Annotated in this window: 21 protein-coding genes and 1 riboswitch; of the genes, 13 read left to right on the top strand and 8 right to left on the bottom strand. The window is 69.4% G+C overall.

Annotated elements, in window-relative coordinates:
- The first annotated feature begins 2 nt into the window (after positions 1-2).
- From OG870_RS07990 to OG870_RS07965, 6 genes are all read left to right on the top strand, one after another.
- Complete coding sequence (locus tag OG870_RS07990) at positions 3-881, top strand: DUF881 domain-containing protein (RefSeq protein ID WP_266531286.1); 879 nt, start codon at positions 3-5, stop codon at positions 879-881.
- A gap of 64 nt (positions 882-945) precedes the next feature.
- Entirely contained in the window at positions 946-1,851 is a 906-nt protein-coding gene (locus OG870_RS07985) for an FHA domain-containing protein (RefSeq protein WP_266531287.1), read from the top strand.
- 21 nt (positions 1,852-1,872) lie between these two features.
- The gene (gene ftsR / locus OG870_RS07980; RefSeq protein ID WP_266531288.1) at positions 1,873-2,610 is read left to right on the top strand and encodes a transcriptional regulator FtsR; all 738 of its coding nucleotides are present in this window, start codon (positions 1,873-1,875) and stop codon (positions 2,608-2,610) included.
- An 85-nt stretch (positions 2,611-2,695) separates the two neighbouring features.
- Positions 2,696-3,169, top strand: coding sequence for a bifunctional nuclease family protein (locus tag OG870_RS07975; RefSeq protein WP_004002801.1), 474 nt, complete (start codon positions 2,696-2,698; stop codon positions 3,167-3,169).
- A gap of 207 nt (positions 3,170-3,376) precedes the next feature.
- Positions 3,377-4,021 carry a MerR family transcriptional regulator gene (locus OG870_RS07970; RefSeq protein ID WP_266531290.1) on the top strand — a complete coding sequence of 215 codons (645 nt, stop codon included), beginning with the start codon at positions 3,377-3,379 and terminating at the stop codon, positions 4,019-4,021.
- A 79-nt stretch (positions 4,022-4,100) separates the two neighbouring features.
- Complete coding sequence (locus tag OG870_RS07965; protein ID WP_266531292.1) at positions 4,101-5,465, top strand: DNA polymerase IV; 1,365 nt, start codon at positions 4,101-4,103, stop codon at positions 5,463-5,465.
- 8 nt (positions 5,466-5,473) lie between these two features.
- On the opposite strand, the gene OG870_RS07960 is transcribed toward OG870_RS07965, so the two are convergent.
- Positions 5,474-5,851, bottom strand: a complete 378-nt coding sequence (locus OG870_RS07960) for a PRC-barrel domain-containing protein (RefSeq protein ID WP_266531294.1) — start codon at positions 5,849-5,851, stop codon at positions 5,474-5,476.
- A 113-nt stretch (positions 5,852-5,964) separates the two neighbouring features.
- Positions 5,965-6,060, top strand: a riboswitch (glycine riboswitch).
- A 177-nt stretch (positions 6,061-6,237) separates the two neighbouring features.
- Here OG870_RS07960 and gcvP point away from each other — a divergent pair.
- Complete coding sequence (gcvP, locus tag OG870_RS07955) at positions 6,238-9,123, top strand: aminomethyl-transferring glycine dehydrogenase (RefSeq protein WP_266923394.1); 2,886 nt, start codon at positions 6,238-6,240, stop codon at positions 9,121-9,123.
- Between the two features lie 41 nt (positions 9,124-9,164).
- Here gcvP and OG870_RS07950 read toward each other — a convergent pair whose 3' ends face one another.
- The 5 genes from OG870_RS07950 to OG870_RS07930 all read right to left on the bottom strand — a co-directional run bounded on the left by OG870_RS07950 (position 9,165) and on the right by OG870_RS07930 (position 13,089).
- Positions 9,165-9,584, bottom strand: a complete 420-nt coding sequence (locus OG870_RS07950; protein WP_266531298.1) for a TOBE domain-containing protein — start codon at positions 9,582-9,584, stop codon at positions 9,165-9,167.
- 26 nt (positions 9,585-9,610) lie between these two features.
- Positions 9,611-10,807 (bottom strand): ABC transporter ATP-binding protein, encoded by a 1,197-nt coding sequence (locus OG870_RS07945; protein WP_266923392.1) that lies wholly within the window; start codon positions 10,805-10,807, stop codon positions 9,611-9,613.
- Positions 10,808-10,832: 25 nt separating this feature from the next.
- Positions 10,833-11,690 carry an ABC transporter permease gene (locus tag OG870_RS07940; RefSeq protein WP_266531302.1) on the bottom strand — a complete coding sequence of 286 codons (858 nt, stop codon included), beginning with the start codon at positions 11,688-11,690 and terminating at the stop codon, positions 10,833-10,835.
- A complete protein-coding gene (gene modA / locus OG870_RS07935; RefSeq protein ID WP_266531304.1) occupies positions 11,687-12,517 on the bottom strand; it encodes a molybdate ABC transporter substrate-binding protein in 831 nt (276 codons plus the stop codon). Before modA ends, OG870_RS07940 begins: the two co-directional genes overlap by 4 nt.
- Before the next feature lie 176 nt (positions 12,518-12,693).
- Positions 12,694-13,089, bottom strand: coding sequence for a TOBE domain-containing protein (locus OG870_RS07930; RefSeq protein ID WP_266531306.1), 396 nt, complete (start codon positions 13,087-13,089; stop codon positions 12,694-12,696).
- Positions 13,090-13,192: 103 nt separating this feature from the next.
- Here OG870_RS07930 and OG870_RS07925 point away from each other — a divergent pair, with 103 nt between their 5' ends.
- Positions 13,193-13,798 (top strand): DUF1707 SHOCT-like domain-containing protein, encoded by a 606-nt coding sequence (locus tag OG870_RS07925; RefSeq protein WP_266531308.1) that lies wholly within the window; start codon positions 13,193-13,195, stop codon positions 13,796-13,798.
- On the opposite strand, the gene OG870_RS07920 is transcribed toward OG870_RS07925, so the two are convergent.
- Both OG870_RS07920 and OG870_RS07915 read right to left on the bottom strand, forming a co-directional pair.
- Positions 13,776-14,294, bottom strand: coding sequence for a hypothetical protein (locus OG870_RS07920; RefSeq protein WP_266586136.1), 519 nt, complete (start codon positions 14,292-14,294; stop codon positions 13,776-13,778). The two genes, OG870_RS07925 and OG870_RS07920, sit on opposite strands and share 23 nt — an antisense overlap.
- Before the next feature lie 230 nt (positions 14,295-14,524).
- Positions 14,525-16,495 (bottom strand): amino acid transporter, encoded by a 1,971-nt coding sequence (locus OG870_RS07915; RefSeq protein ID WP_266841480.1) that lies wholly within the window; start codon positions 16,493-16,495, stop codon positions 14,525-14,527.
- A 470-nt stretch (positions 16,496-16,965) separates the two neighbouring features.
- On the opposite strand from OG870_RS07915, the gene OG870_RS07910 reads away from it, so the two are divergent.
- The 5 genes from OG870_RS07910 to OG870_RS07890 are packed head-to-tail and all read left to right on the top strand — an operon-like array spanning position 16,966 to position 21,698.
- On the top strand, positions 16,966-17,172 hold the full coding sequence (locus tag OG870_RS07910) for a hypothetical protein (protein WP_266531312.1): 207 nt from the start codon (positions 16,966-16,968) through the stop codon (positions 17,170-17,172).
- Entirely contained in the window at positions 17,169-17,258 is a 90-nt protein-coding gene (gene kdpF / locus OG870_RS07905) for a K(+)-transporting ATPase subunit F (RefSeq protein ID WP_016434100.1), read from the top strand. Before OG870_RS07910 ends, kdpF begins: the two co-directional genes overlap by 4 nt.
- A gap of 8 nt (positions 17,259-17,266) precedes the next feature.
- Positions 17,267-18,931: a potassium-transporting ATPase subunit KdpA gene (gene kdpA / locus OG870_RS07900; protein ID WP_266923389.1), complete on the top strand. Its 1,665-nt coding sequence runs from the start codon at positions 17,267-17,269 to the stop codon at positions 18,929-18,931.
- Positions 18,928-21,060, top strand: coding sequence for a potassium-transporting ATPase subunit KdpB (gene kdpB / locus OG870_RS07895; protein WP_266841483.1), 2,133 nt, complete (start codon positions 18,928-18,930; stop codon positions 21,058-21,060). Before kdpA ends, kdpB begins: the two co-directional genes overlap by 4 nt.
- A gap of 5 nt (positions 21,061-21,065) precedes the next feature.
- On the top strand, positions 21,066-21,698 hold the full coding sequence (locus tag OG870_RS07890; protein WP_266531316.1) for a potassium-transporting ATPase subunit C: 633 nt from the start codon (positions 21,066-21,068) through the stop codon (positions 21,696-21,698).
- Positions 21,699-21,847: the final 149 nt, after the last annotated feature.

The following is a 21,847-nucleotide window of genomic DNA, read 5'->3' as shown; positions in this document are numbered from 1 at the left end:
CGATGAGCGACCAGGAAGAGACGCCGGAGAACAGGCTGCGCAAGGAACTCCCGAAGGAGGTCCCCGCCACTGCTCCCGACGCCGCGGCAGTCCCCGAGGAGAACCTCACGGAAAGCCCCGAGGAGAACCTCCCGGAGAACCCCGAGAAGGGGCAGCCCGCTCTGACCGGGCGGCAGCGGCTGGTGAAGGGGTTGTGGCCGCCGCGCCTCACCCGTGCCCAACTCATCGTCGCCGTCCTGCTGTTCGGCCTCGGTTTCGGTCTGGCCGTCCAGGTGGCCTCGAACAGCAACAGTGACAGTGCCCTGCGCGGCGCGCGTCAGGAAGATCTCGTTCGCATCCTGGATGAACTCGACGACCGTACTCAGCGTCTTGAGGACGAGAAGCAGGGACTGGAGAAGCAGCGCGACGAGCTGGAGAACAGCTCCGACCAGGCCGAGGAGGCCCGCAAGCAGACCGTCGAGAAGGAGAAGCAACTCGGCATTCTGGCGGGCACGGTGGCCGCGCAGGGTCCCGGCATCACGATGACGATCGAGGACACGAAGGGGACGGTCCAGGCGGACATGCTGCTCGACGCGATCCAGGAGCTGCGCGCGGCCGGTGCCGAGGCGATCCAGGTGAACGGCGTGCGCGTCGTGGCCGGCACGTATCTCACCGACTCCGGCAAGAGCGTGAGCGTCGACGGGAACAAGATCAACGCGCCCTATCGTTTCAAGGTCATCGGCAAGCCGGAGGACCTGGAGCCGGCGCTCAACATCCCTGGGGGCGTGGTGCAGACTCTGGAGAAGGAGCAGGCCACCGTGACCGTCGAGCGGTCGACCAAGATCGTCGTGGACGCCTTGCGAGCGGCGAAGCGGCCTGACTACGCTCGGTCGTCCTCCTAGTGAACCGGCGGTGCATGGGCGGCGTCCGGCAGGGGCATGAGGTTGCGGGGGGTCGGCGCACCGAATGGGTGGTGCGTGGTGGAAACTGTCTGGTGGATACGGACGTTGTGAGGATGTCCGGGTCGGCCGGTGTATGCAATCAGGGTTCGTCCTGCCCCACGGGCGGGTCTGTTTCGGTCAAGGGGAATCGCCCGTGAAGTTGTTTGCGAAGTTGTTCGGCAGGAACGCGCGAGAGGACAGCGCCAATGCGACCGCGCGTCATCGCGCGCAACCAGACGCCGAGGGCCAGCGCCCGCTGTTCCGGGACCAGATTCCTGGCCCGGGCGGCGACATTTCCGGAGGTCAGGGCGCGCCGTCTGTTGACCCTGCGCAGTCCGGCGGCATAGGTTTCGGGCAACCGTCAACCTCAAGTACGGGTGGAGGGTTTTCCCCTATGTCGGCCCTGGTGTGTACGAGGTGCGGTAACCGCAACGCGGAGAACAGCCGCTTCTGTTCCAACTGCGGTGCGCCGCTGCGGGCAGGGGCGACTCCCGAGCGGCCGTCCGAGACGACGTCCACGATCTCCATTTCCGGTATCGAGGCCTACGACGCCGAGGTCACCGGACAGACGCAGATGCCGGCGCTCTCTCCCGAGGCGCAGGCGGCCGTCGACGCGCTGCCCGTGGGCTCCGCGCTTCTGGTCGTGCGCCGCGGACCGAACTCGGGCAGCCGCTTCCTGCTGGACGGCGACCTGACCACGGCCGGGCGTCATCCGCAGAGCGACATCTTCCTGGACGACGTGACGGTCTCGCGCCGTCACGTGGAGTTCCGCCGCGGTGCGGACGGCGCGTTCACGGTGGCCGACGTGGGCAGCCTGAACGGCACGTACGTCAACCGCGAGCGGATCGACCAGGTCGGTCTGAACAACGGCGACGAGGTCCAGATCGGCAAGTACCGACTGGTCTTCTACGCGAGCCAGCGGGGCTACTGACCCCTCCCTCAGGGAATGCCCATGCTTAGAACACCGAGCGGCGGTGCCGGGCACGGTACCGCCGCCACGGACACTGGTCTGATGAGCATCGGCACGGTGCTGAACGTGCTTCGAGACGAGTTTCCCGAAGTCACCATCTCCAAGATCCGTTTCCTGGAGTCGGAGGGGCTCATCGAGCCGCAGCGCACCCCCTCGGGGTATCGCAAGTTCAGCGCGGACGACGTCGAGCGCCTCGGCCACGTCCTGAGAATGCAGCGGGACCACTATCTGCCCCTCAAGGTGATCCGCGAGCACCTGGACGCCGTGGAGCGCGGTGAAGCCGTACCCCTGCCCGCCGTGGGGCGTCAGCGGGACGGGGAGGCCCTGCTGGAGCCGTCCGAGGGGCCCACGGCGGCCCGGATCGGGCGGTCCGAGCTGCTCGCGGCCGCCGGGATCGGCGAGCAGGAGCTCGAGGAGTGGGAGTCGTACGGACTCGTCGCACCGCTGCCGGACGGGGCGTACGACGCGGAGACGGTGACCGTGGCGTCGCTCGTCGTGGAGCTGGGGCGGTTCGGGATCGAACCGCGGCACCTGAGGGCCATGAAGGCGGCCGCCGACCGTGAGGCAGGTCTTGTGGACCAGGTGGTGGCTCCGTTGAAGCGCCACCGCAATCCGCAGACGAGGGCGCATGCCCAGGCGCGTACGAAGGAGCTGGCGGCGCTCACGGTGAAGCTGCACGCTGCGCTCGTACAGACCGCGCTGGGCGTGCGACTGCCGTGATTCCGGCGCGTGCGCGAAGGCCGGATCGTCCCCCCGTTCTCTGCCCGACTACCCAAACATCCCGGGCACGTCCTAGGGTTGCTGTGTGAACGAGCTCGATGTCGTAGGTGTCCGGGTCGAAATGCCCTCCAACCAACCGATCGTGCTCCTGCGTGAAGTGGGAGGCGACCGCTACCTCCCCATCTGGATCGGACCGGGGGAGGCGACGGCGATCGCGTTCGCCCAGCAGGGCATGGCCCCCGCCCGCCCGCTGACCCACGACCTGTTCAAGGACGTGCTGGAGGCCGTCGGTCAGGAGCTCACCGAAGTACGCATCACGGATCTGCGTGAGGGCGTCTTCTACGCGGAGCTGGTCTTCGCCAGCGGGGTCGAGGTCAGTGCCCGTCCGTCCGACGCCATAGCGCTGGCCCTGCGCACCGGAACGCCGATCTACGGCAGCGACGGCGTGCTGGACGACGCGGGCATCGCGATCCCGGACGAGCAGGAGGACGAGGTGGAGAAGTTCCGCGAGTTCCTCGACCAGATCTCGCCGGAGGACTTCGGGACCAGCAGCCAGTGAGGGCGCCTCACATGCCGGCAAGTGCCGGTGGCGAGTGAGTGCGTCCTGCGGCCCCCTCCGAGCGCATTCGGCTAGCCTTTCCCCGCGGTTGGGTGCGGGAAACCACTCCTAGGGTGATTATCACTCGGCGTGCCGAGTGTGGCGGTCGTTGACGCACCACTGGTGGCTGCCTACCGTCGAGGGGGCAGGTCAAGGACGGAGGTCGGCGTGAGAAGCAGCGGCGACGGTACGGCTGGGGGTGCCTCGGGACGCAGTCTCGGGGACAGTGGCCCGTACCCGCTTCATGGCAGCGCGGCCGATCACGCTCCGCAGCGACCGGCGGGTGTGCCGAGCAGCGGAGGGGCGACGTCCATGGCGTTGGAGCAGATCGGCTACCGCGGCCCGACGGCCTGCGCGGCCGCCGGCATCACCTACCGCCAACTGGACTACTGGGCCCGCACCGGCCTCGTCGAACCCAGTGTGCGGCCCGCGAGCGGGTCGGGGACGCAGCGGCTGTACAGCTTCCGCGACGTCGTCGTCCTGAAGATCGTCAAGAGGTTCCTTGACACCGGTGTGTCGCTGCAGAACATCCGCACGGCGGTACAGCACCTGCGTGAGCGCGGCTTCCGGGACCTGGAGCGCATGACGCTGATGAGCGACGGTGCCACGGTCTACGAGTGCACCTCGCCCGACGAGGTGCACGCGCTGCTCCAGGGCGGCCAGGGCATCTTCGGGATCGCCGTCGGTGTGGTGTGGCGGGACGTCGAGAGCGCCCTGTCGCAACTGCACGGCGAGCGGATCGACACCGGCGAGACCCTGATCGGGCACAATCCGGCGGACGAGCTGGCGCGGCGGCGCAACCGGGCGGTCTGAGCGATTGTCCCGAGGTGCCGTGAGGCGCTCGGGCGGTCGTACGACGGCATTGTCAGTGGCGTAGGGCAGCATCGGACATGTGAGAAACGCGCCCACGATCCTGCATCTCGACATGGATGCCTTCTACGCCTCGGCGGAGCAGGCATCCAAGCCGAGTCTGCGTGGGAAGGCCGTGATCGTGGGCGGACTCGGGCCGCGCGGGGTGGTCGCGACGGCTTCGTACGAGGCGAGGGTGTTCGGGGTGCGGTCGGCGATGCCGATGGCCCAGGCACGGCGGCTGGCGCCGAACGCCGCGTATCTGGTGCCGCGCTTCGGGTTCTACCGGTCGATCAGCGAGCAGGTCATGGCGTTGTTGCACTCGCTGTCGCCGCTCGTGGAGCCGCTGAGCCTGGACGAGGCCTTCGTGGACCTGGAGGCCGGGGAGGTGGCCTGGGACGCGGCGTCGGCGCGGCTGGTGGGTGAGAAGCTGCGGGCGGACATACGGGCCGGTACGGCACTGACCGGGTCCGTGGGCCTCGCCGCGTCCAAGATGATCGCGAAGATCGCCTCCGAGGAGGCGAAGCCGGACGGGCTGGTGCTGATCGAGCCGGGGACCGAGCGGGCGCTGCTCGGGCCGATGTCGGTGCGGACGCTGCCGGGGGTAGGGCCTGCGACCGGGGACCATCTGCGGCGGGCCGGGATCACCACGGTCGACGAGATCGCCGAGGCGGGCGAGGACGAGCTGGTCCGGCTGCTGGGCAAGGCCCACGGGCACGCGCTGCACGCCATGGCGCTGGCGCACGACGACCGGCCCGTGGTCGCGGAGCGGGAGACCAAGTCGGTGTCGGTCGAGGACACCTACGACGTGGACATCCACGACCGGCTGAGGGTGGGCCTTGAGGTGCAGCGGCTGGCCGAGCGATGCGTGCGGCGGCTGCGCGGGGCGGGGCTTTCGGGGCGGACCATCGTGCTCAAGGTGCGCCGCTACGACTTCTCGACGCTGACGCGTTCCGAGACGTTGCGGGGGCCCACCGACGATCCGGGGGTGGTGCGGGAGGCGGCCGCCCGGCTGCTGGACATGGTGGACACCACGGGTGGCGTACGACTGCTCGGTGTCGGGGTCAGCGGGCTCGCCGACTACACGCAGGAGGATCTGTTCGCGCAGGCCGCGGGGGAGCGGACGGAGGTGACGGTGGAGGAGACGGCGGACGAACCCGCACCGGAGCAGGAGGCACCCGCCGAGCGGCGCTGGCCCGCGGGGCACGATGTGCGGCATGCCGAGTTCGGGCACGGGTGGGTGCAGGGCAGCGGCCTCGGGCGGGTCACCGTGCGGTTCGAGACGCCCGACTCGGAGCCCGGGCGGGTGCGGACGTTCCGGACCGACGACCCCGAGCTGGAGATGGCGGATCCGCTGCCGTTGGTGGCGGGTGGATCCGCGGCTTCCGTGGACGGGGTTCCGTGTTGACGTGCACCTCAGGCGTCGGCGTCCTCCGTGCCGGCGATCCTGCCGAAGGACCGGTCCGGGACCGAGGGAGGAGAGGCGATGTCGAGACCGTAGTGGTGGTAGAGCTGAAGTTCCTGTTCGGGGGAGAGATGGCGGCCGACCCCGAAGTCGGGGGCGTCCTTGATGAGGGAGCGGTCGAAGGGGACGTGGAGGGTGCCCTCGACCAGTTCGCTGGGCTTCAGGGGGACGAAGGCGTCCCGGGAGAACAGGCCGGTGCGTATGGCCGCCCACTCCGGCACGCCCGTCGCGTCGTCGAGATAGACCTCGTCGATGGTGCCGAGCTTGGTGCCGCTGCGGTCGAACGCCTTGCGGCCGATCAGGTTGCGCGGATCGATGTCGGTCTGCACGGGCCCTCCACTTGGTCGCAACTCATTCGTAAGCACTACAAAAGAGCACATCGGGGCAGGCGGCCACTCGAAGGACCGGGTGGTGCGCTCGCTGGTAGGCTGACAGCGGCTGCTGACCCCGTGCGGGAGAGTCCTCCGGACGCCACCGGAGGCGCCGAAGGAGCAAATCCTCCCCGGAATCTCTCAGGCTCACGTACCGCGCGGACGAGGTCACTCTGGAAAGCAGGGCGGGTGTCGACGGCTTCCGCTCTCACCGACGGTGAAAGCCGGACATCCTCGGATGGTCCGGTGAAGCTCTCAGGTCGAGATGACAGAGGGGGAGGCCGATCGGGTACCCGCGCCGTGGTACCCCTCGAAGGTCGTGGCAGACCAGGAGGCCTCCGCAAATGACCGCCCATCGCATTCCGCTCTCCGAGCTCGAGAAGGGGATCCCCTTCGAGCAGCGTCACATCGGCCCCGATCATGAGGCTCGGGCCAAGATGCTCGCGCATGTCGGCTACGGCTCCCTGGACGAGCTCACGGCCGCCGCGGTGCCGGATGTGATCAAGAACGCCGATGCCCTGGATCTGCCGGGCGCGCGTACCGAGGCCGAGGTGCTGGCCGAGCTGCGTTCGCTGGCCGATCGCAACCAGGTTCTCGATTCCATGATCGGGCTCGGGTACTACGGGACCTTCACCCCGCCCGTGATCCTGCGCAACGTGATGGAGAATCCCGCCTGGTACACGGCCTACACGCCCTACCAGCCGGAGATCTCGCAGGGGCGCCTGGAGGCCCTGCTGAACTTCCAGACGATGGTCGCCGACCTCACCGGGCTGCCGACCTCCGGTGCCTCGCTGCTCGACGAGGGCACGGCCGCCGCCGAGGCGATGGCGTTGTCCCGGCGCATGGGCAGGAACAAGAAGGGCCTGTTCCTTATCGACGCGGACGTGCTGCCGCAGACCGTCGCCGTGATCGAGACCCGCGCCGAGCCGACGGGCGTGGAGGTCGTGGTCGCGGACCTCAGCGAGGGCATTCCGGCGGAGATCGCCGGGCGTGAGATCAACGGCGTGCTCGTCCAGTACCCGGGTGCCTCCGGTGTCGTACGCGACATCAAGGCGTTGATCGACCAGGCGCACGAGCTCGGCGCGCTCGTCACCGTCGCCGCCGACCTGCTCGCGCTGACGCTGCTGAAGTCGCCCGGTGAGCTGGGTGCGGACATCGCCGTCGGTACGACGCAGCGGTTCGGTGTGCCGATGGGCTTCGGCGGGCCGCACGCCGGCTACATGGCCGTACACGAGAAGTTCGCGCGCAGCCTGCCCGGGCGGCTCGTGGGGGTGTCCGTGGACGCCGACGGGAACAAGGCCTACCGGCTGGCGCTGCAGACCCGCGAGCAGCACATCCGTCGCGAGAAGGCGACCAGCAACATCTGCACCGCCCAGGTACTGCTCGCCGTCATGGCCGGTATGTACGCCGTGTACCACGGGCCCGACGGGCTGAGGGGCATCGCGCAGCGCACCCACCGGTACGCCACGATCCTCGCCGCGGGGCTCACCGCCGGCGGCGTCGAGGTCGTGCACGGCTCGTACTTCGACACGCTCACCGCGCGCGTGCCGGGCCGCGCCGCCGAGGTGGTGGCCACCGCACGTGAGAACGGCGTCAACCTCCACTTCGTCGACGCCGACCAGGTGTCGATCGCCTGTGACGAGACCACCTTGCGGGCCCAACTGGGCGCCGTGTGGGCCGCGTTCGGGGTCGAGGGCGACATCGAGGCGCTGGACGAGGCCGCCGGGGAAGCGATCCCGCAGGCCCTGCTGCGCAGCGACGCATTCCTCACCCACCCCGTCTTCCACCAGCACCGCTCCGAGACCGCGATGCTGCGCTACCTGCGCCGGCTCGCCGACCGCGACTACGCGCTCGACCGCGGCATGATCCCGCTGGGCTCCTGCACCATGAAGCTCAACGCGACCACGGAGATGGAGCCGGTCACCTGGCCCGAGTTCGGGCAGCTGCACCCGTTCGCGCCCGCCGAGCAGGCGCAGGGGTATCTCACGCTCATCCGTGAGCTGGAGGAGCGGCTCGCCGAGGTCACCGGGTACGACAAGGTGTCGCTGCAGCCCAACGCCGGTTCGCAGGGCGAGCTGGCCGGGCTGCTCGCCGTCCGCGGATACCACCGGGCCAACGGCGACGAGCAGCGGACCGTGTGTCTGATCCCGTCCTCCGCACACGGCACGAACGCCGCCAGCGCCGTCATGGCCGGCATGAAGGTCGTCGTCGTGAAGACCGCCGAGGACGGCGAGATCGACGTCGAGGACCTGCGGGCGAAGATCGAGCAGTACCGCGACGAGCTGTCCGTGCTGATGATCACGTACCCCTCCACGCACGGTGTGTTCGAGGAGCATGTCGCCGACATCTGCGCGCAGGTGCACGAGGCCGGCGGGCAGGTGTACGTCGACGGGGCCAACCTCAACGCCCTGGTGGGGCTTGCCAAGCCGGGGCACTTCGGCGGTGACGTCTCGCACCTCAACCTGCACAAGACCTTCTGCATCCCGCACGGCGGCGGCGGTCCCGGGGTCGGTCCGGTCGGTGTGCGCGCGCACCTGGCGCCGTATCTGCCGAACCACCCGATGCAGCCGGCGGCCGGTCCCGAGACGGGTGTCGGGCCGATATCGGCGGCTCCGTGGGGTTCCGCGGGGATCCTGCCGATCTCGTGGGCGTACGTCCGGCTGATGGGCGGCGAGGGCCTGAAGCGTGCCACGCAGGTGGCGGTCCTCAGCGCCAACTACATCGCCAAGCGGCTCGAACCGCACTACCCCGTGCTCTACAACGGCCCCGGCGGCCTGGTCGCGCACGAGTGCATCATCGACCTGCGACCGCTGACCAGGGCGACCGGTGTGAGCGTCGACGACGTCGCCAAGCGGCTGATCGACTACGGGTTCCACGCGCCGACGATGTCGTTCCCGGTGGCCGGCACGTTGATGATCGAGCCGACCGAGTCCGAGGACCTGATCGAGCTGGACCGGTTCTGCGACACGATGATCGCCATCCGTGCGGAGATCGAGAAGGTCGGCGCGGGCGAGTGGCCGGCCGAGGACAACCCGCTCCGGGGTGCGCCGCACACGGCCGCCGCGCTCGGTGGGGAGTGGGAGCACGCGTACACGCGTGAGGAGGCTGTCTTCCCGGCCGGGGTGTCGGTCGCCGACAAGTACTGGCCGCCGGTGCGTCGGATCGACCAGGCCTTCGGTGACCGCAACCTGGTCTGCTCGTGCCCGCCGCTGGACGCGTACGAGGACTGAGCCGGAAACGAGGGGCCCCGCTTCGGCGGGGCCTCTTCGCGTTATGCCGTAGCGAGCGAGATCTCGGTCGACTTGATCAGGGCGACGACCGTTGTGCCGGAAGCCAGACCGAGGTCCTGGGCGGCGTCCCTCGTGATCGCGGAGGTGAGTTCGCCGCCCTCGACGGCCACCTTGACGGAGGCCATCGCACCGCCGGAGGTGACCGCGGTGACCGTGCCGGGCAGCTGGTTGCGGATGGACAGGCCCTTGACCGGGCCGGTGGCGAGGGAGACCTCTGTCGACTTCACCAGGGCGCGGACCGCGGAGCCCGGGGCGAGCGCCAGGTCGTTCACGGCTTCAAGGGTGATCGCCGCGGTGAGGTCCTGGCCGCCGGCGAGGCGGATGCCGACGGTGGCCATCGCCTCGCCGGGGGTGATGGCGGTGACGGTGCCGGGGAGTTGGTTTCGGATGCTCAGGGTCATGGCATCACGGTAGGGCTTTGAGGGCCTTATGCAGGGTATGCGTGGGTCTGTACGGCCTTGACCGTCGCCCAGACCGTTGCGCCCGGGCGCAGGTCGAGTTCGGCCGCGGCGACCGTGGTGAGGTCGGCGGCCAGCGGGAGTTCGCCGGTGAGGTCCGCGCGGATCTGGTCGCCGTGCGTCTCCAGGCCGGCCACCTCGCAGCGCCAGTGGTTGCGGGCGCTGGAGCCGGTGGGCGGGTCCCGGAACAGGGTGACGGCGCTCGGTGGGAACGCCACGAAGACCGGGCCGGACAGGACCTCGGTGGTGGTGATGGCCGGGCCGGTGTCGAGGCGGACGGTGTGGCCGTCGGCCTGTCCGCGGTAGAGGTTGAGGCCGACCAGTCGGGCGATGTAGTCCGTACGGGGATGGCGGGCGATGTCGGAGGGCGTGCCCTCCTGGACGACGCGGCCGTGCTCGACGACCACCAACCGGTCGGCCAGCACCATGGCGTCCAGCGGGTCGTGTGTGACCAGGACCGCCACCGCCTCGAACTCGGCCAGGTGGCGCCGGAGCTGGGACCGTACGTCGAGGCGGGTACCGGCGTCCAGGGCGGCCAGCGGTTCGTCGAGGAGCAGCAGCCGGGGGCGGATGGCCAGGGCGCGGGCGACGGCGACGCGCTGGGCCTGGCCGCCGGAGAGACGGCGGGGCTTGGCGCCGGCGTGCTCGGCGAGGCCCATGCGCTCCAGCCACTCGGCGGCCAGGGCGCGGGCCTCCGCTTTGCCGGCACCCTGGCAGCGCGGGCCGAAGGCCACGTTGTCGAGGGCTGTCAGGTGGGGGAAGAGCAGGTAGTCCTGGAAGACCACGCCGACCGGGCGGGACTCGGGTGGCGTACGGTCCAACTCGGCGCCGTCCAGCCGCAGATGGCCGCCACTGAGCGGGACGAGGCCGGCGAGGGCGCGTAGGGCGGTGGTCTTGCCTGCCCCGTTGGGGCCGAGCACGGCGACCACGTCTCCGGGGGCGGCGGTGAGCGTTACGTCGAGGCGGAAGGTTTTCCGGTCGACCACCAGGTGGGCGTCGAGGCCGTCGGAGGGGTGCGGGTGCGGGTTCGGGTGTGTGGGGGGTGGCCGGCCTTCGGCCGGGTACGTGTTCTCACCCGCACCACCCGTGGTGCTTTCGTTGTCGGGCGCGGGTTGCCCCTTCGGGGGCCGAGCGCCGTCGGCGGCTGCGGGGTGGGTGTTCGTCATCGGATCGGCCTCCGGCGCGGGCTCGTCATGACGGCGTCATCCAGCGGTCCCGTAGGCCCGCCAGTACTGCGATCGAGACCGCCAGTAGGACCAGGCTGAGGGCGATGGCCGCCTCGGGGTTGTTCTGCAGGGCCAGGTAGACCGCGAGCGGCATGGTCTGAGTGCGGCCCGGGAAGTTGCCCGCGAAGGTGATCGTCGCGCCGAACTCGCCCAGGGCACGTGCCCAGGCCAGCACGGCGCCGGCCCCGATGCCCGGCGCGATCAACGGCAGGGTGACCCGGCGGAACGCGGTGAAGCGGGACGCGCCCAGGGTGGCGGCCGCCTCCTCGTAGCGAGGATCTGCCGCACGCAGGGTGCCTTCCACGCTGATGACCAGGAACGGCATGGCGACGAAGGACTCCGCGACGACGACCCCCGCGGTGGTGAAGGGGAGCGTGATGCCGAACCAGGAGTCCAGCCACTGGCCGACCACGCCGTTGCGGCCGAGGGCGAACAGCAGGGCCACGCCGCCGACCACGGGGGGCAGCACGAGCGGGAGGGTCACCAGGGCACGTACGAAACCGCGTCCGGGGAAGTCCGTGCGGGCCAGCAGCCAGGCCAGCGGGACGCCGACGACCAGGCTCACCGCGGTCGCCGCCGTGGCGCACACCAGCGACAGCTTCAGCGCCTGCCACACCTCGGTGCTGGTCAGCTGCTCGGGGAGGGTGCTCCACGGGGCCCGTACGAGCAGGGCGACCAGGGGCAGCAGGAGGAACGCCAGGCCGATCAGCGCGGGGACCAGCAGGGGCAGCGGAACCCCGCGGCGGCCCGACCGGACAGGTCCGCGCCGCGGGCCGCCCTGGAGGGTGTCGGCCGCGGCGTCGGACTTGTCGGTCGAGGTCACGGCTTGAGGAACCCGGCCTCGGACAGGACCTTCTGGCCCTCGGCGGACTGCACGAGCGCGATGAACGCCTTGGCGGTCTCAGGGTTCTTCGAGTCCTTGAGCAGGGTGATCGGGTAGTCGTTGATCGCGTCCGCGGACTCGGGGAACTCCACGCCCTCCACCTTGCTGCCCGCCGTCTTCACGTCCGTCTTGTAGACGACGGCGGCGTCGGCCTCCTTCAGCACCACCTTGTTCAGGGCCGACTTGACGTCCTCCTCGTAGGAGACGGGGGTGAGCTTCAGCTTGCTCGCGTCCAGCGCCTTCTGGGCGGCGGCGCCGCAGGGCACCGTCTTGTCGCACAGCACGACCTTGAGGCCTGACCTGGTGAGGTCCTTCAGGGAGGACACCTTGTCGGGGTTGCCCGGCAGGGTGGCGATCTCCAGCTGGTTGCGGACGAAGGTGGCCGGCACGGTGGCGTTGTCCTTCTTGTCCGTCACGATGGCCATCGTCTTGGGGCTGGCGGAGGCGAACACGTCGGCCGGGGCGCCGCCGGTGATGCCGGCGGCCAGGCTGTCACTGCCGCCGAAGCTGAAGGTGACCTTCGTGCCGGGGTGGGCCTTCTCGAACTCCTTGCCCAGGGTCGTGAAGCTCTCCTGGAGGGAGGCGGCGGCGAAGACGGTCACGTCGCCGGACAGCTTCGGCGACGAGGACGACGACGCCGAGGAGCCGGACGTCGTGGAGCCGGAGTCCGAGTCGGACGAGGAGCAGGCGCTCAGAGCCAGCAGCGCGGCGGCTCCTGCACCGGCCGCCTGAAGGGCCCGGCGGGTCCGGCGCGCGGAACGGGTCATCACGGGTCCACTCCCTCTGATTTCTACAGGAACGAGGCCGTCGGCCTCTTCCGATGCGCAGATCATGGAAATCATACTGGCGCATATGCGAGGTGTAAGTCTCCTGTCGCATCGCATGAGCTGGCCCTAGGAGCGACAGGGGCCGCATGTGCGTTCGTACGGAAGTGGCGTGCGAGTCAGGTGCGGTCGATGTGGACGTTGGTCGATTTCACCCGGGCGGTGGCCTCCATGCCGACCTCCAGGCCCAGTTCCTCGACGGCCTCGCGGGTCAGCAGGGAGACCAGACGGTGGGGGCCGGCCTGGATCTCGACCTGGGCTGCCACGTCACCGAGCTTGATCGCGGTGACGATTCCGGGGAAGGCGTTGCGGACCGAGGTGTACGAGGTCTCCTCCTCGGCGCTGCCCGCCTTGGCGAGTTCGACGGAGAAGGCGGCCAGGTCCCGGCCCTCGATGAGTCGGCGGCCGCTCTCGTCGCGATGGGTCGCCACCCGGCCGGCGTCCGCCCAGCGGCGTGCGGTGTCCGGGCTCACGCCGAGCAGTCGTGCTGCCTGGCCGATCGTGTAGCTCTGCATGCGGTCACGATAGGGCCGCGAACCGGCCCTGGTGGACGTGGGGTTGAGCGTTGGGTGTAACGCGATATAGCGTTAGTCCGTGACTGGGATTCGGAGTGTGTCCATGTCGGGTGAGGTGTCACGAAGCGGTGGGGCGTCGCTCGGCCTGCGGGCTTCGCACGCGGACCGGGACCGGGTCGTGGACGTGCTGCGGATCGCGGCCGGGGACGGCCGGCTGACGGTCGAGGAGCTCGGCGAGCGCGTGGAGGCCGCCCTGTCCGCCCGCACGATGGGGGAGCTCGCCGTCCTGACGACGGACCTGCCGACGGACGACGCAGAGGCCGCGGCCGAGGTGAAGGACGTCGTCCGCATCGACCAGCGGGGCGGTTCGGCCCGGCGCGGCGAGGAGTGGGTGGTACCGCGGCGGCTTGAGATCGAGTCGGAGTGGGGGGATGTGACGCTCGACTTCACCGGCGCGGTGATCACACACGACACCCTGTACATCGACCTCGACATGCGGGGCGGAACCCTGCGGCTGATGACGCGGCCGGGCGTCGTGGTGGACACCGACTCCCTGGTGATCGACTACGCCAAGATCAAGGAACGTTCGTCCGGCGGCCAGGACATGCCCGTGGCGCTGCGGGTCGTGGTCGGTGGACGTATGAGCTTCGGCCGGGTGGTCGTACGACCGCAGCGGCGCGGGCTCGTCAGGAAAGCCCCGACGCCCTGAGCACCGCCTGGGCGGTCTCGTCGTCGATCCGGTGACCGATCCGGCGCAGGACGTCCGTGCCCTGTCGCAGAGTGCCACGCTCCAGGGAGCGGCGCATTCCCGTGTCCAGCTCGTGCCACAGCAGCGGATTGGCCGCGAGGACGCGCGGGTCGAGATGCAGGCAGTTGCCCCGAGCGTCGCGCAGGACCAGGTGGGAGGAGACGCCGGCGTACTGCCGTACGGCCACGAGCAAGTCCGTACGGACCATGCCGCGGTGTACCGGGCCGCGTACCGCGATCCAGCCGGGGCCCGCGGTGACGCGGGGCGGGAGCAGAACCGCGAAGACCGCGGCGGAGAGCGTGAGCCAGAGCAGGGTGCGCGCGGGGCTCAGGGTGCTCGCGTCCCAGTCGACGAACATCGTCATGGCACCGAAGACGAGAGCGCAGCCCAGGGCGAGCCGAGCGCTGCCACCCCAGTGGCGGTCGCCGGCCGGGCTCGACGGTCCGCTGCCCTGCATGAGGCGAAGGTAGGCGGGAGCGGGGCCGAGCGCGCCGTGCGCTGACGAGGCCCTGACGGCGCACGGGCCAATTTTGACGCGCCCAATACGCCGTTGGGTCAGGCCGTTGGGTTTGTGGCGTCGGATTTACACCGTCGGGTTGTGGCGGGCGGGCGGGCGGGCGGGCGGGCGCGGGCAGAGGGCTCCAACGCGTCGCTTGCGGTGGTGGGGCGCCCGCGCCGGAGGCCGGCTCAGCCGGTGTGGACGCGGGGGCGGCGGGTGCGGTCCGGCTCTGCCTCGCGGAGGACCTCGCGGGTGACCGGGGCGACCTCGCCCTGGCCGAAGAGGAAGAAGCGCAGGAAGTTGGCGAAGGGGCCGCCCTCGGTCCACTCGAAGTAGATGTGCGGAGTGCACTTGGTGGTGTCGCGGACGTGGAGGAGCAGGGCGGCCAGCGCGTTCGGGATGGAGGAGGACTCCAGGGTCAGCACCCGATAGCGGTCGTGCAGGACCTCGCCGCGCACCCTCAGCCCAGCCTCGAACTCGGACGGGTCGAGGACCGTGACCTCGACGAAGACGAAGTCCTCGCCGGGGATGTCGTTGTCGTTGCGGATCTGCTCGATCTTGTCGCGGTACTCGGCCTTGTCGCGCTGGTCGGGCTCGTTGGCGATGAACCGGATCTTGCGGCTGGACATGTCCCTGATGAAACGTTCCGCCATGTCGTCCAGCTCGACGTCGGTGACGCGGAGCTCGAAGGCGCGGGCCAGCCGGGAGAGCAGCGAGACCAGGATGATGCCGGCGATGAAGCAGGCGCCGATCTTGACGCCGTCGGGGCGCTCGATGACGTTCACGACCGTCGTGTACAGGAACACCGCGGAGATCACCGCGAAGGCGATGGTCCAGTTCCGCTGCCTGGCCTTGCGGGCGGCGATGGTCACCGCGACCGCGGCCGAGCTGATCAGCACCAGCACGCCGGTGGCGTAGGCGCCGCCCTGCGCGTCGACGCTCGCGTCGAAGATCCAGGTGACCAGGAAGGCGATGAGCGTGAAGACGATGACCATGGGGCGCACCGCCCGCGCCCAGTGCGGGGCCATGCCGTAGCGCGGCAGATAGCGCGGCATGAGGTTGAGCAGACCGGCCATGGCGGAGGCGCCGGCGAACCAGAGGATGGCGATCGTCGAGACGTCGTAGACCGTGCCGAAGGCGTTGCCCAGGTACTCGTGCGAGAGGTAGGCGAGGGCGCGGCCGTTGGCCTGGCCACCCGGCTTGAACTCCTTCTCCGGGATCAGCAGCGTGGTGATGAAGCTGGTCGCGATCAGGAAGACGCTCATGATCAGGGCGGCTATGGTGAGCAGCTTCTTCGTGTCCCGGATGCGGCCCGTGGGCTGCTCCTCGGTGTCGTCCGAGTCGCCCTTGACGTGGGGCATGACGGCAACGCCGGTCTCGAAGCCGGAGAGGCCGAGCGCGAGCTTGGGGAAGACGAGCAGGGCCACGCCGACCATCGCGAAGATGTTTCCGTGCTCGGTCGTCAGGGCGCTCGACCAGTCCGTGATGACGTGTCCCGCGGTGACGACGTGCCACAGGCCGACGAGCACGACGACGACGTTCAGCGTCAGGTAGATGCCGACCAGGGCGAACGCGACGCCGATGGCCTCCAGGAAGCCCTTGAGGAACACCGCGCCGAGCAGGGCCACCAGGATCAGGGTGATCAGCATCTGCTTGTCGTGCAGGGCGCTGGTCAGATGCGGGTTCTCGACGAGGTGGGTCGAGGCGTCCGCGGCCGAGAGGGTGATGGTGATCAGGAAGTCGGTGGCGGCGAAGCCGAGCAGGGTCAGGACGAACAGCTTGCCCTGCCAGAACGACAGCAGCCGCTCCAGCATCGCGATCGAGCCCTCGCCGTGGGGGCTCTCCTCGGCGACCCGTCGGTACACGGGGAGGGCACCGGCCAGGGTGACGATCACCAGCACGATGGTCGCGATCGGTGAGAGCAGGCCGGCCGCGAGGGCGGCGATGCCCGGCTGGTAGCCGAGGGTCGAGAAGTAGTCGACGCCGGTGAGGCACATGACCCGGTACCAGGGCTGGCCCTGGTGTTCGAGCTTGGGCCTGGGCTTGGGCTCGATCTCGGGGGCCGCCGCCTGCTGGGGGTGGCCCTTGCCCATCTCGGACAGACCCTCCAGCATCCAGGCGCGCAGCCGACTGGGAGGTGGCTGTTCGGTCGTGGCCATCGGCGTGCTCCTGATGTGCGGCTCAGCGTGTGGGTTCCGGCCATCACGCGGACGGCGGCACCAGCGTAAGCGGAGAGTGACGCGTGGGCCCACGGATCATGGGGGCGTAGGCGTCAAGCTTCCGTTAAGACCGGCAGGCGGGGCGCTGGCCGGGCATCAAGACGGGTCTCCTGTATCGCGATATGTGCATATTGAGCCAGATGGTGGGATCAGTGGTCTCGCGGCATGGAGTGGACACCCTGCGTCATGACCCCGGGCCCCAGTGAGCGACCGGCCCCCGGTAACCGACCGGCCGTCCGTCAAGATGCCGGTGTCGCAGCCGGCCGACAGGGTCACCGGGTGGCCGCAGGGTCACCGCGGGGTCGGCCCTGGAGACGGACGCCGTCATCTGCCGGCCGGCGCTCCGTCCGTTGTGACTCCGTCCGTTGTGCCTCCGACCGGCTTTTGACCTGCGGCGATCGTCCTGCCGTATGAGTTCCGTCAAAGGCGTGCGGTACGCCGTATGGGACCCGTCAACGGCGGCCGAATCCGGCCGCGAAGGTTGTTCCCTCGAAGCGTCCCTGTCCGGTCGAACCTCACTCCAGGAGTTCACGATGGCCGATCTGGCCTTCGTCGTCACCGCGATCGCCTGCTTCGCTCTGGTGGCCCTCGTCGCCAAGGGGGTGACGAAGCTGTGACTGCCGAGAACATCGTCGGCCTGGTCGTGGCCGTCGCCCTGCTGGGCTATCTCGTCCTCGCCCTGATCTTCCCGGAGAGGTTCTGAGCCACGACATGGGTCCCGTACTCGCAGGCGTTCTCCAACTGCTCGCGCTCATAGGCGCGTTGGCCCTCGCCTACCTTCCCCTCGGCAACTACATGGCCAAGGTCTACTCCTCCGACCGGCACTGGCGGGCGGAGAAGTGGATCTACAAGGGCATCGGTGCCAACCCCGACACCCAGATGCGCTGGACCGCGTATCTGCGCGGTGTCCTCGCCTTCTCCGCGGCGGGCGTCCTCTTCCTCTACCTGCTGCAGCGGACACAGGGTGTGCTGCCCGGTTCGCTCGGCTTCAGGTCCATCGACCCGGCGCAGTCGTTCAACACGGCCGTGTCGTTCGTGACCAACACCAACTGGCAGTCGTACTACGGCGAGCAGGCCATGGGTCACGTCGTGCAGACCGCCGGTCTGGCCGTGCAGAACTTCGTCTCGGCGGCCGTCGGCATCGCCGTGGCGGTGGCTCTCGTACGGGGCTTCGCGCGCTCGCGTACCGGTGAGCTGGGTAACTTCTGGTCCGACCTGGTGCGTGGCGTCGTCCGCATCCTGGTGCCGGGCGCGGTGATCGCGGCCATCGTGCTGGTCGCCTGCGGTGCCATCCAGAACTTCTCCGGGATCCACGAGGTCGGCCAGTTCATGGGTGGCTTGCAGCAGTGGAACGGCGGGGCGGTCGCCTCGCAGGAGGCCATCAAGGAGTTCGGTACGAACGGCGGCGGCTACTTCAACGCCAACAGCGCCCACCCCTTCGAGAACCCCACTCCGTTCTCCAACCTGTTCGAGATCTTCCTGATCCTGGTGATCCCGTTCGCGCTGACCCGCACGTTCGGCCTGATGGTCGGCTCGGTGAAGCAGGGCTACGCGATCCTCGCGACGATGGTCACGATCTGGCTGGGCTTCACGGCCCTGATGATGTGGACCGAGTTCGCCCACCACGGCCCGGCGCTCCAGATCGCCGGCGGCGCGATGGAGGGCAAGGAGACCCGGTTCGGCGTCGGCGCCTCGTCGATCTTCGCGACGGCGACCACGCTGACCTCGACCGGCGCGGTGAACTCCTTCCACTCCTCGTTCACGGGCCTCGGCGGCGGCATCACCATGCTCGGCATGATGCTGGGTGAGATCGCGCCCGGTGGTACCGGTTCCGGCCTCTACGGCATGCTGATCATGGCGATCATCGCGGTGTTCATCGCGGGTCTGATGGTCGGCCGTACGCCCGAGTACCTGGGCAAGAAGATCGGCACCCGTGAGATCAAGCTGGCGGCCTGCTACATCCTCATCACCCCGGCACTGGTGCTGATCTTCACCGCGTTCGCCATGGCCCTGCCGACCCCGGCCCACTCGATGACCAACAGCGGGGCGCACGGATTCTCCGAGATTCTCTACGCCTACACGTCCGCCGCCAACAACAACGGCTCGGCCTTCGCCGGACTGAACGCGGACACCCAGTGGTTCAACAGCACCCTGGGTCTGGCCATGCTCTTCGGCCGCTTCCTGCCGATGGTGTTCGTGCTGGCGCTGGCCGGCTCGCTCGCCGAGCAGCGGCAGGTGCCGGAGACCGCGGGCACCCTGCGGACCGAGAAGCCGCTGTTCACCGGCCTGTTGGTGGGCGCGATCCTGATCATCACCGGTCTGACGTACTTCCCGGCCCTCGCGCTGGGTCCGCTGGCCGAGGGGCTGGCGTCATGACGACCGACGTAACCAACCAAGAGGACTCGATGTCCACAGCCACCCCGACCCGGGCGCCGCACAGCGACCTACCGACCGGGCACCAGGCCCCCGAGGGCCGCGTCGGTGCCGGCCTGTTCGACCCCAAGCAACTGCTCAAGTCGCTGCCGGACGCCTTCCGCAAGCTCGACCCGCGGGTGATGGTCAAGTCCCCGGTGATGTTCGTGGTGTGGATCGGGTCGGTGCTGACCACCGTGTTCTCCTTCAAGGACCCGGGCGACTGGTTCGGCTGGGCGATCAGCGTCTGGCTGTGGCTGACCGTGGTCTTCGCCAACCTGGCGGAGGCCGTGGCCGAGGGGCGTGGCAAGGCGCAGGCCGACACCCTGCGCAAGGCCAAGACCGACACCGTGGCACGCCGGCTCATCGGTGACTCCGAAGAGCAGGTGCCCGGCACCGAGTTGAAGATCGGCGACCTGGTGGTCTGCGAGGCGGGCGACATCATTCCCGGTGACGGTGACGTCGTCGAGGGCGTGGCCTCGGTCGACGAGTCGGCGATCACCGGTGAGTCGGCGCCGGTCATCCGTGAGTCCGGCGGCGACCGGTCGGCGGTCACCGGCGGCACCAAGGTGCTGTCCGACCGCATCGTCATCAGGATCACGACGAAGCCGGGCGAGACCTTCATCGACCGGATGATCAACCTGGTCGAGGGCGCGGCCCGGCAGAAGACACCGAACGAGATCGCGCTGAACATCCTGCTGGCCTCGCTGACGATCGTCTTCCTCCTCGCGTGTGCCACGCTGCCGCCGTTCGCCGACTACGCGGGCACGCACCTGACGTTGGTCGTGCTGATCGCGCTGCTGGTCTGCCTGATCCCGACCACGATCGGCGCCCTGCTGTCCGCGATCGGCATCGCGGGCATGGACCGCCTGGTCCAGCGCAACGTCCTGGCCATGTCCGGACGGGCGGTCGAGGCCGCCGGTGACGTCTCCACGCTGCTGCTCGACAAGACCGGCACCATCACCCTCGGCAACCGGCAGGCGTCGGAGTTCGTGTCCGTCAGCGGTACGACGGAGGCCGGGGTGGCCGATGCCGCGCAGCTGTCGTCGCTGGCCGACGAGACGCCCGAGGGCCGCTCCATCGTCGTGCTGGCGAAGGAGAAGTACGGCCTGCGCGAGCGGCATCAGGGCGAGTTGGCCGGGGCCGAGTGGATCGCCTTCACCGCGCAGACCCGCATGTCGGGCGTGGATGTCGACGGGCGCAGGATCCGCAAGGGCGCGGCCGGTTCGGTCATCGCCTGGGTCAAGGAGCGGGGCGGCACGGTCGCCGAGGACGCGGACACGCTGTCCAACCGGATCTCCGAGGCCGGCGGCACCCCGCTGCTCGTGGCGGTCGAAGACGCCGACGGCGCACGGGTGTTGGGCGTCATCCACCTCAAGGACGTCGTCAAGCAGGGCATGCGGGAGCGGTTCGACGAGCTGCGCCGCATGGGCATCAAGACCGTCATGATCACGGGTGACAACCCGCTGACGGCCAAGGCGATCGCCGAGGAGGCGGGTGTCGACGACTTCCTCGCGGAGGCCACCCCCGAGGACAAGATGGCGCTCATCAAGCGGGAGCAGGCGGGCGGCAAGCTCGTCGCGATGACCGGCGACGGCACCAACGACGCGCCCGCGCTCGCGCAGGCGGACGTCGGCGTGGCGATGAACACCGGTACGTCGGCCGCGAAGGAAGCCGGCAACATGGTCGACCTCGACTCCAACCCGACCAAACTCATCGAGATCGTCGAGATCGGCAAGCAACTCCTCATCACCCGGGGCGCGTTGACCACGTTCTCCATCGCCAACGACGTCGCGAAGTACTTCGCGATCATCCCGGCGCTGTTCGCGGCCGTCTACCCGGGCCTGGACAAGCTCAACATCATGGGCCTGTCCTCACCGGACTCCGCGATCCTGTCCGCCGTCATCTTCAACGCGCTGATCATCATCGCGCTGGTGCCGCTGTCCCTGAAGGGCGTGCGGTACCGGCCGGTCAGCGCCGACAAGCTGCTGCGGCGCAACCTCACGATCTACGGCATCGGCGGGCTGATCGCGCCCTTCGTCGGCATCAAGCTCATCGACCTGCTCATCTCCCTCATCCCCGGGATCGGCTGACCGTCATGAACAACTCCGTTACGAACACAGCCCGGTTGCTCGGGGCGGGCCTGCGCGCCCTGCTCGTACTGACCCTGGTGACCGGCGTCATCTACCCGCTGGCCGTCACCGGCATCGCCCAGGCGCTGTTCAACAACAAGGCGAACGGCTCCGAGATCAAGGCGGACGGCAAGGTCGTCGGTTCCTCGCTGATCGGTCAACAGGGTTACAGCCTGGACTACTTCCAGTCCCGTCCGGCGAACGGGCTGGGTGAGAACTCGGTCAATACCCAGTACAAGCTGATCCTCTCCGGCGCCACGAACCGGTCGGCCGACAACCCCGAACTGGTCAAGTGGGTGAAGGAGGCCAAGGCCAAGGTCGTCAAGGACAACTCCACCGCCGCCTACAAGGTCAAGCCCTCCCAGGTCCCCGCCGACGCGGTCACCTCCTCCGGCTCCGGCCTCGACCCGGACATCTCCCCGCAGTACGCGGACATCCAGGTCCACCGGGTCGCCGAGCGCAACGGCCTGTCCGTCGCGCAGGTGCAGAGGCTGGTGGACGACCACACCGAGGGGCGCACGCTCGGCTTCCTGGGCGAGCCGCGGGTGAACGTCCTCGAACTCAACACCGCGCTCAAGGGCCTTGCGGCCAAGGGCTGATGGGAACGCGCGATCCGGACGGGCGATCCGGACGGGAGTCGGCGGCCGCCGGACGGGCGTGGCGGCCGGTGCCGTCCGGGCCCGCCGACTCCCTTCGCGTGACGCCGGTCGGGGCAACGGCCGGCAGGTACGAGAGGAAGGGCACACGC

The sequence above is a fragment of the Streptomyces sp. NBC_00461 genome (genome assembly GCF_036013935.1).
In the GTDB taxonomy this organism is placed as follows: domain Bacteria; phylum Actinomycetota; class Actinomycetes; order Streptomycetales; family Streptomycetaceae; genus Streptomyces.
This window is presented reverse-complemented; position numbering and strand designations above follow the sequence as displayed.

Bases quoted from the DNA above. Each gene is read 5' to 3' on its own strand.
- gcvP (WP_266923394.1), top strand. From the start codon at position 6,238: ATGACCGCCCATCGCATTCCGCTCTCCGAGCTCGAGAAGGGGATCCCC.
- OG870_RS07990 (WP_266531286.1), top strand. From the start codon at position 3: ATGAGCGACCAGGAAGAGACGCCGGAGAACAGGCTGCGCAAGGAACTC.
- kdpA (WP_266923389.1), top strand. From the start codon at position 17,267: ATGGGTCCCGTACTCGCAGGCGTTCTCCAACTGCTCGCGCTCATAGGC.
- OG870_RS07925 (WP_266531308.1), top strand. From the start codon at position 13,193: ATGTCGGGTGAGGTGTCACGAAGCGGTGGGGCGTCGCTCGGCCTGCGG.
- OG870_RS07915 (WP_266841480.1), bottom strand. From the start codon at position 16,495: ATGGCCACGACCGAACAGCCACCTCCCAGTCGGCTGCGCGCCTGGATG.
- modA (WP_266531304.1), bottom strand. From the start codon at position 12,517: ATGACCCGTTCCGCGCGCCGGACCCGCCGGGCCCTTCAGGCGGCCGGT.
- OG870_RS07950 (WP_266531298.1), bottom strand. From the start codon at position 9,584: ATGACCCTGAGCATCCGAAACCAACTCCCCGGCACCGTCACCGCCATC.
- ftsR (WP_266531288.1), top strand. From the start codon at position 1,873: ATGCTTAGAACACCGAGCGGCGGTGCCGGGCACGGTACCGCCGCCACG.
- kdpB (WP_266841483.1), top strand. From the start codon at position 18,928: ATGACGACCGACGTAACCAACCAAGAGGACTCGATGTCCACAGCCACC.
- OG870_RS07945 (WP_266923392.1), bottom strand. From the start codon at position 10,807: ATGACGAACACCCACCCCGCAGCCGCCGACGGCGCTCGGCCCCCGAAG.
- OG870_RS07910 (WP_266531312.1), top strand. From the start codon at position 16,966: ATGAGTTCCGTCAAAGGCGTGCGGTACGCCGTATGGGACCCGTCAACG.
- OG870_RS07920 (WP_266586136.1), bottom strand. From the start codon at position 14,294: ATGCAGGGCAGCGGACCGTCGAGCCCGGCCGGCGACCGCCACTGGGGT.
- OG870_RS07890 (WP_266531316.1), top strand. From the start codon at position 21,066: ATGAACAACTCCGTTACGAACACAGCCCGGTTGCTCGGGGCGGGCCTG.
- OG870_RS07930 (WP_266531306.1), bottom strand. From the start codon at position 13,089: ATGCAGAGCTACACGATCGGCCAGGCAGCACGACTGCTCGGCGTGAGC.
- OG870_RS07985 (WP_266531287.1), top strand. From the start codon at position 946: ATGGGTGGTGCGTGGTGGAAACTGTCTGGTGGATACGGACGTTGTGAG.